Source organism: Terrihalobacillus insolitus, from assembly GCF_028416575.1.
Taxonomy (GTDB): domain Bacteria; phylum Bacillota; class Bacilli; order Bacillales; family Amphibacillaceae; genus Terrihalobacillus; species Terrihalobacillus insolitus.
On sequence record NZ_JAMQKB010000019.1, the window covers coordinates 47,961 to 56,681 of the forward strand.

Below are 8,721 nucleotides of genomic sequence, written 5' to 3' on the forward strand. Positions count from 1 at the left end.
GAGCCTTGTAGAGGATTTTTCGTTTTTCGTTTTTCGCTAAAAATAGGTACAACGCAAAACTCATTTAAAATTATAGTTGACAGTAAAGGTTATTTAAGGTATTATGGAAATGTCTCAAAGTAATCGACGGATTACTTTTAATACCTAAGGTCATTTGGATCTGCTAAAATAAGGCCATTGTGCCGGATTTGATCCAAACCGGATCTAAAAGAACTTGTCAATTTAATGGCAGGTTCTTTTTTTGTGGAAAAAATTAAAACTCAGAGGTATAATGGAAATAAATTCAAATATAAGAGATGGAGGGATAAGATTTGAAAACAAATGATGGGAATTATACGCTAGGTCTAGACATCGGTATTGGATCAGTTGGGTGGGGAGTAATCGATGAGAAACAAGAGATAGTAGATGCGGGAACAAGGCTGTTTCCTGAAGCCGATGTATCTAATAATAATGGCAGGAGGAGTTATCGCAGTACACGTCGCTTACTAAGAAGAAGAAGCCATCGTATTCAACGTATAAAAAATTTGTTAAAAGAATTTGAACTTATTAATGATGTTGAAGAAATAGATTATCGGGATATAAATACTCCTTATCATATTCGTGTAAAAGGCTTAAGTGAAAAACTATCAAAAAATGATATAGCCGTAGCCTTAGTGCATTTAGGTAAACGCCGTGGAATACATAATGTAGAGGCATCTGAAGCAGATAAAAATGAAAATGAATTATCTACAAAAGAACAAATCAATAGAAATGAAAAAAACTTAGTTGATAGGTATGTCTGCGAGCTTCAATTAGAAAGATTAGACAAAAACGGCCAGGTAAGAGGGCATGAAAATCGTTTTAAAACATCGGATTATGTTAAAGAAGCTAAACAGATTCTGAAAACACAAGCCAATTATTATCGAGAAATTGATTCTGAATTTATTGAGAAGTATATAAATCTAATTGAAACGCGCCGTGAATACTATGAAGGACCTGGTTTTGGGAGTCAGTACGGATGGGATCAAGATATTAAAAAATGGTATGAAGAAATGATGGGTAGATGTAGTTATTATCCAGAAGAACTTAGGGCTGTTAAAGAATCATATTCCGCTCAGCTATTTAATTTATTAAACGAATTGAACAATTTGGTTATAAATCGTGATGAAAATGATAAGTTAACCCAAGTGGAAAAAGAAAACATGGTATCTGAAGTTTTTATAAAATACAAAAATGTAACATTAACTAGATTGGCTAAACAACTAGATGTCGAGGTTCATGATATAAAAGGGTATAAGGTAAATGCGTCGGGGACTCCAATTTTTACTCAGTTAACAATTTATCATGATGTAAGGAAAATAACTGAAAAACAGTTATTAATTAATAATCCTGATCTTTTGGATCAAATTGCTGAAATAACAACAATATTTCAATCACCTGAGGATGTAAAAGAAGAACTAGAAAAATTAAATCTCCCAGTTAACGAGGAAGAACTAAACGAATTAAGCAAGTTGAATTATAGCAAAACTCATTCACTAAGTTTGAAATTAATTAAGCAAATTTTGCCGGATTTATGGTCAACACCAAAAAATCAAATGGAATTGTTCTCTGAAATGGGGATTAGCCCAGAAAAGGTTAAATTAACTAACAGAAAATATATTCCTTATGATCACATTGATGATTGGATTTTATCACCAGTAGTTAAAAGATCTTTAAAGCAGTCAATTCGAGTAATTAATGAAATTATGAAAAAATATGGAACGCCAAAGGAAATAGTAATAGAGTTAGCGCGAGAAAAAAACAGTCAAGATAAAAAGAACTTTTTAAATGATCTAAATAAAAAAAATGCTGCTTTAAATAGGCAAGTGAAAGAAAAGTTAGAATCAAAGGATATCAATGCATCGAAGGGCCTTTTTAATATGCTACGGTTGTGGCACCTTCAGGATGGTTTTTGTTTATATTCATTGAGACCAATTCCTCTGGATAAATTATTGAACAATCCGAGCTTATACGAAATTGATCATATTATTCCTCGGTCTGTTTCATTTGACGATTCACAGAATAACCGGGTTCTTGTAGCAAGAGAAGAAAATCAGCAAAAAGGAAACATGACCCCGTTTCAATATTTTCGTAGCAACGAGACATCCGTATCCTATGAAAAATTTAAAGTACATGTGTTGCAGCTAGCTAAGTCAAAAGACAAGATACCGAAGAAAAAACTGCATTATTTACTAGAAGAACGGGATATTAATAAATTTGATGTTCAGAAAGAATTTATTAATCGAAATTTGGTTGATACAAGATACGCAACTCGTGAAATATTATTTCTATTATCAGCATTTTTTAAAGAAAATAATAAAGGGGTAAAAGTAAAGTCAATAAATGGTTCATTCACGAACTATTTACGCAATTTATGGAAGTTTAAAAAAGACCGAGGAGTAGATTTTAAACATCACGCTGAAGATGCACTTATTGTTGCCATGGCAAGTTATATTTTTGAACAAAAAAGTGAATTTGTAAATCAAAATATGATTCTTTCAGAAGATAAAAAGGCTGACAGGGAAACTGGAGAAATTTTAGACGAATCTACTTTCAAAGCAACGTTTACCGATAAATATCACAAAATTCAAGCGGTGAAAAATTATAAAAACTTTAAATACTCCCATAGAATAGATAAGAAGCCGAATCGACAATTAATGAATGATACATTATATTCGACACGGAAAAAAGATAACAAGGAATATGTTATTGAAAAAATTAAAAATTTGTATGATAAAGACAATGATAAATTATCCAAACTAATCAATAAGAATCCGGATAAATTGCTGATGTATCATAATGATCGACAGACATTTGAACAACTGAAAAAAATAATGGATCAATATAGTGAAGCTAAAAATCCTCTGTATAAATTCCACGAGGAGGAAGGAGAATTTGTTCGGAAATATAGTAAAAGGGGAAATGGCCCTATTATTAAATCGATGAAATATTATGGCTCTTTATTGAAAGAACACAAGGATATGTCTCATAAGTTCACCTCGAAAAATAAGCGAGTAGTAAATCTTTCCCTTAAACCTTTTAGGATGGATGTTTTTTTTGATGATGGGGTCTATAAATTTATAACTATTCGTTACAATGATTTAATCGAAATAAAGGACGGCTTCATCCTTGATGAAAAAGTTTATCATGACAAGCTTAGGGCTAAAAGTATAGAAAATGTAAAAAATTTTATTTTTAGCTTATATAAAAACGATTTATTGGAAATAAATAGAGAAGAGTATAGATTAATAGGTGTTAACCAAGATACAGTTAACAAAATTGAAATAAATAATATAACGAATGATTATAAGGAATATAGTAGAATCAACAATATTAAGACAAATAGAATCTTTAAATATATTAGTAAAAACACTTCTTCATTTAATAAGATTTCTACAGACGTGTTGGGAAATAGATACATCAATAAAAATGAAAAAATAAAATTCTTTTATCCAAAAGAATAATAAAAGGAGATGGCTTGGGTGGGGTGGCGTGTCATTCATGTAAGTAATGTTGGTCTAATGTCTGTACAACAGGATAATTTAAGAGTCGTACAAGGCGATTTAGATGTGAAAATTCCCTTAAGAGATATATTTGCTTTGATAATTGAAGATTTGGCATGCAAATTAACTAGCAGATTAATGGTCGAGTTATCGAAAAATAATGTCCTAGTACTCTTATGTAATCAACAATACTTACCTGAATGTGTAATCCACCCAGTTTCAGGGCACTTTGGCCAACATATGCAAATGATGAAACAACTCAATTGGGAAGAACCCAAAAAGCAACTATTGTGGCAATTTATAATAAAACAAAAAGTATTAAATCAGTTAATAGTAATGAAACAAAATGTAGTTGAAATTAATCGCATTGAGAAAATGGCAGAAATGTGTAGCTCTATTGAGCCTGGTGATGTAACTAATATTGAGGGACAAGCTGCGAGGATATACTTTAATAGTTTCTTTAATGAAGGTTATACCCGTTCAAACCTAAACTATATTGAAAATGCAGCATTGAATTATGGATATGCTATTCTTCATTCTGCTATAGCAAGAACTATTGTTGCAAAAGGATTAATACCTGGATTAGGCATTCACCATAAAGGCGTTCGAAACCCTAATAATTTAGCCTCGGACATCATTGAACCATTTCGGCCTATCGTTGATTATTTTGTGATAAGTTCCCCACCAAATGGTTATTTAACGAAGGAATACAGAGTTAAATTGATTAATTTACTTCATACCAAGGTCTTAATCGATAATAAGTCTCAAACTGTTATACGTGCTATCGAAATTTTTCTGAATTCAATTTTCGAGTTCTTTGATTCTGGTAAATCAGAAAAATTGAAATTACCAAGTATTGAAAAAATAAAAATGTATGAGTTATAGATTCGTGAGAGTTATGATTATGTTTGATTTACCAGTAGAAACAAAAGCACAGGTTAGGACTTATAATAGATTTAGAAAAGAATTAATAAGACATGGTTTTTTAATGATGCAGTACTCTATCTATATTAAATCATGTCTAAACAAAGAGGCTGCGCAAGGATCAATAAACCTTATTAGACGATTTTTGCCTAAAAATGGTCATGTTCGCTCAATGATAATTACTGAGAAGCAATTTGAACAGATGGCTATACTGGTTGGGGAGGAAAATCGAAATCTTGAGATCCTTGGTGAAAATAGGACGATCGAATTTTAAAGGGTGATACTAATGAATATGAAATGGTTAGTAAATACAGAAAACAATACATATCAAATAAATCTCTCTACATACAGTTCGCTCTTTATAGATTATTCTACAAATCTGGATTCAATTATTGACCCTATCCTTCAATATTTTCAGTCAAAGAGTAAATTGAAAAATTCTATAGTAATTAAAGATATATTACAAGATTATGACGAAATTAATTATCGTGATTATTTGGCGATTAAATTATCAAACCAAATCATGTCTGAAGAGACCACCTTAGGTTCAAAAACCTTAATGAAAGATCAGATTAAAATGCAATTAATTAACAATATAGAGACAGATGGGTATATGTTGACAATTAACACCTTATTACAAGACTTGTTAGGTACTGGTATAGATAATCTTCCGATAAAAACAAAACCACTTACTGTTGATTCAATAATGAAGTTAATCGAATTAGATATTAATTTGGAAAATAGTAGTAATGAATCAAATAAGGTTTTGAATCAAAATAAAATCCTATTACCAATAATCAAAAGTTATTTAATAAACAAGTATAAAAGCCCCTTATTACTGTTCTTTGTTTTTCCCGAAGATTTACTAAGTCCGAGGGAACAGTTAGAAATGAAAGAGTTGTTGATGAGTATAACTGAACAAATAAATGTTTTTGTCATAACAAAATCAAACAGCTTTCTCTCCGATGAATTCGATGGAAACAATTATTATAAAAATGGAAGGCAACTGATTACCAAAGAGCTAATCCATGATTTGGAATGGGAAAGCCCACTTCCTTTTACGCAGGACGAATTGAAGTTAAGCTTTTTGTTTATAATGAGAAAATATATTGAATTAATCGAGTTAAGCCCTACTGTATCAAATTACAAACAATCGGATGTAATTTTATTTAAATCCATTGATTTATATGTATTTGTTTTTGTTATGAGAAGATTGAAATTGAATTTTTCAATCGAATTAACCTCTGAAAATGTTGATAAACCAGTATTTGAGTATATAATGGATGTTTATGAAAAAATGTGATATATTTTCATTAGAGGTTTTAGCACCCTGTGATTTTAGGTATTAATGAGACCTTGCTGCATTGTTTAAGCCGCTGGAATAAGTTTTAGCACCCTGTGATTTTAGGTATTAATGAGACAATGAGGAATTACAGCAGGAGAATAATCAGGTTTTAGCACCCTGTGATTTTAGGTATTAATGAGACTTAGCATTTTGACGATAAATGTAATAACAGGTTTTAGCACCCTGTGATTTTAGGTATTAATGAGACTGTAGGGAATTTGACAAATGACAATCCGATGTTTTAGCACCCTGTGATTTTAGGTATTAATGAGACTGGAACTGGCTTTTAAAAAGACGCAATTAAGTTTTAGCACCCTGTGATTTTAGGTATTAATGAGACAAATGTTTGCAAAAGGTAAGGTCCAGGCAGGTTTTAGCACCCTGTGATTTTAGGTATTAATGAGACCATAAAGAGATTTTCTTCTTTTTTTTACTGTTTTAGCACCCTGTGATTTTAGGTATTAATGAGACCGAGAAGTTGCAAAAGAAAAAGGATTGGAAGTTTTAGCACCCTGTGATTTTAGGTATTAATGAGACCACAAGCTACCATAGACCTTGTACCACAGGGTTTTAGCACCCTGTGATTTTAGGTATTAATGAGACTGAACAAGATCGATTACGTCAAGAATGGCGTTTTAGCACCCTGTGATTTTAGGTATTAATGAGACAATAGTTAGAGTCTGTATGACTTGTATTATGTTTTAGCACCCTGTGATTTTAGGTATTAATGAGACTTCTTCGCTAACATTAACCACTCTTCTTCAGTTTTAGCACCCTGTGATTTTAGGTATTAATGAGACCTGATAATTACATACCTTATCATTTACATAGTTTTAGCACCCTGTGATTTTAGGTATTAATGAGACGAACTTAGTAACGGATAGTCGTGATGTAGGTTTTAGCACCCTGTGATTTTAGGTATTAATGAGACATTGGCAAAGTCGATACAAAAATATAGCAGGTTTTAGCACCCTGTGATTTTAGGTATTAATGAGACGTGCCTTTGCTATCCCTGCCGCAGAAGCCAGTTTTAGCACCCTGTGATTTTAGGTATTAATGAGACCCATCATGGATGAACACGGTTTTGAAATGGGTTTTAGCACCCTGTGATTTTAGGTATTAATGAGACTCGCCTGTTACTATAACGATGTTTCACTATGTTTTAGCACCCTGTGATTTTAGGTATTAATGAGACCAAACGGTGATACGGTAACAACTGCTATCAGTTTTAGCACCCTGTGATTTTAGGTATTAATGAGACACAAATTTACCGGTGCCAAATTCGATGTATGTTTTAGCACCCTGTGATTTTAGGTATTAATGAGACTAGAAGAGGAACTTTTAGAATTATTGCCAGGTTTTAGCACCCTGTGATTTTAGGTATTAATGAGACTAGCGTGTGGGCCTACTGAAGTTGCTTTTGGTTTTAGCACCCTGTGATTTTAGGTATTAATGAGACCTACATATAATCCTACCGTTTCCCATTTTTGTTTTAGCACCCTGTGATTTTAGGTATTAATGAGACAGGATGATAAGCCTAAGTCAAAGTTTGAAGTTTTAGCACCCTGTGATTTTAGGTATTAATGAGACTCCGCATCTCCCGAACCGCCCGAACTGATGGTTTTAGCACCCTGTGATTTTAGGTATTAATGAGACTCTTGGTTGGAGCCAAACGGTGTCAAATGGGTTTTAGCACCCTGTGATTTTAGGTATTAATGAGACGAGTTTCAAGATGAACAAATTTGTGGTCACGTTTTAGCACCCTGTGATTTTAGGTATTAATGAGACTATCATAAGTCACTTCAAGCATTCGTTGTTGTTTTAGCACCCTGTGATTTTAGGTATTAATGAGACAATACAAGTGCGGACACAACTAACGTTGGCGTTTTAGCACCCTGTGATTTTAGGTATTAATGAGACATCGATTAACTTTGGCGCATAATATTTATAGTTTTAGCACCCTGTGATTTTAGGTATTAATGAGACTAAAAATGCATAACGATCGAGTCTCAATTGGTTTTAGCACCCTGTGATTTTAGGTATTAATGAGACTTTGCCTTGCTTTTTAATCATGTCTACATAGTTTTAGCACCCTGTGATTTTAGGTATTAATGAGACCTACAATCGTACTGATTATCTTTCTTCGTGGTTTTAGCACCCTGTGATTTTAGGTATTAATGAGACTGTATTGTAATTTCTTGAATCCATGTCGCTGTTTTAGCACCCTGTGATTTTAGGTATTAATGAGACATTATTATTTGAAACCACATCTCAACACAAGTTTTAGCACCCTGTGATTTTAGGTATTAATGAGACCAGATAACATAGTGATTGACGCACTCAAAGGTTTTAGCACCCTGTGATTTTAGGTATTAATGAGACTGTAGCGGTTCTTGAAGAAGAAGGCAATCGGTTTTAGCACCCTGTGATTTTAGGTATTAATGAGACAACAGAAAAAAGATAAGAAAACGACTCCAGGTTTTAGCACCCTGTGATTTTAGGTATTAATGAGACCCCATTATCTTATAGAGAAATTCCCACACCGTTTTAGCACCCTGTGATTTTAGGTATTATGTCCGCAGTCTGGTTCAGTGTCGGTTCAAATGCCAGTGGCAATGACGTGGCTGCCCATTGTTAGGCACACACAATGCCACTGGCTATAAACAATAGTCAATATGTTGTCGGGATTTTACGATAAACTTCTAAAGGTCTACCTCAATACCTTATCTAGCTAATATCTTTTTCATTTCGTTGTTTTCAGTTTGTAATTATTTCCTCTTTATTAATAATCTCTCGAGATCTTCCGTTCGTTTTTCCTTGCTCTCGTAATAATCTATTTCGTCCGTGTTTATACTATTGTAAAGGGATGAAAAACTTTACTTTTTCATCCCTTGGCTTGTGTGTTTTATTCATTTTTATATAACTATCTTA

Annotated in this window: 4 protein-coding genes and 1 CRISPR repeat array; all 4 genes read left to right on the forward strand. The window is 32.7% G+C overall.

From position 1 onward, the window contains the following. The first annotated feature begins 311 nt into the window (after nt 1–311). The 4 genes from cas9 to NC797_RS14615 are packed head-to-tail and all read left to right on the forward strand — an operon-like array spanning nt 312 to nt 5,748. Nucleotides 312–3,482: a type II CRISPR RNA-guided endonuclease Cas9 gene (cas9, locus tag NC797_RS14600; RefSeq protein ID WP_272437544.1), complete on the forward strand. Its 3,171-nt coding sequence runs from the start codon at nt 312–314 to the stop codon at nt 3,480–3,482. A gap of 9 nt (nt 3,483–3,491) precedes the next feature. Then, nucleotides 3,492–4,406, forward strand: a complete 915-nt coding sequence (gene cas1, locus NC797_RS14605) for a type II CRISPR-associated endonuclease Cas1 (RefSeq protein WP_272437545.1) — start codon at nt 3,492–3,494, stop codon at nt 4,404–4,406. A gap of 19 nt (nt 4,407–4,425) precedes the next feature. After that, complete coding sequence (gene cas2, locus NC797_RS14610; protein WP_272437546.1) at nt 4,426–4,719, forward strand: CRISPR-associated endonuclease Cas2; 294 nt, start codon at nt 4,426–4,428, stop codon at nt 4,717–4,719. A gap of 12 nt (nt 4,720–4,731) precedes the next feature. Continuing rightward, nucleotides 4,732–5,748: a hypothetical protein gene (locus NC797_RS14615; protein WP_272437547.1), complete on the forward strand. Its 1,017-nt coding sequence runs from the start codon at nt 4,732–4,734 to the stop codon at nt 5,746–5,748. A gap of 16 nt (nt 5,749–5,764) precedes the next feature. Beyond that, nucleotides 5,765–8,370: direct repeats of the CRISPR family, unit length 36 nt; unit sequence GTTTTAGCACCCTGTGATTTTAGGTATTAATGAGAC. Nucleotides 8,371–8,721: the final 351 nt, after the last annotated feature.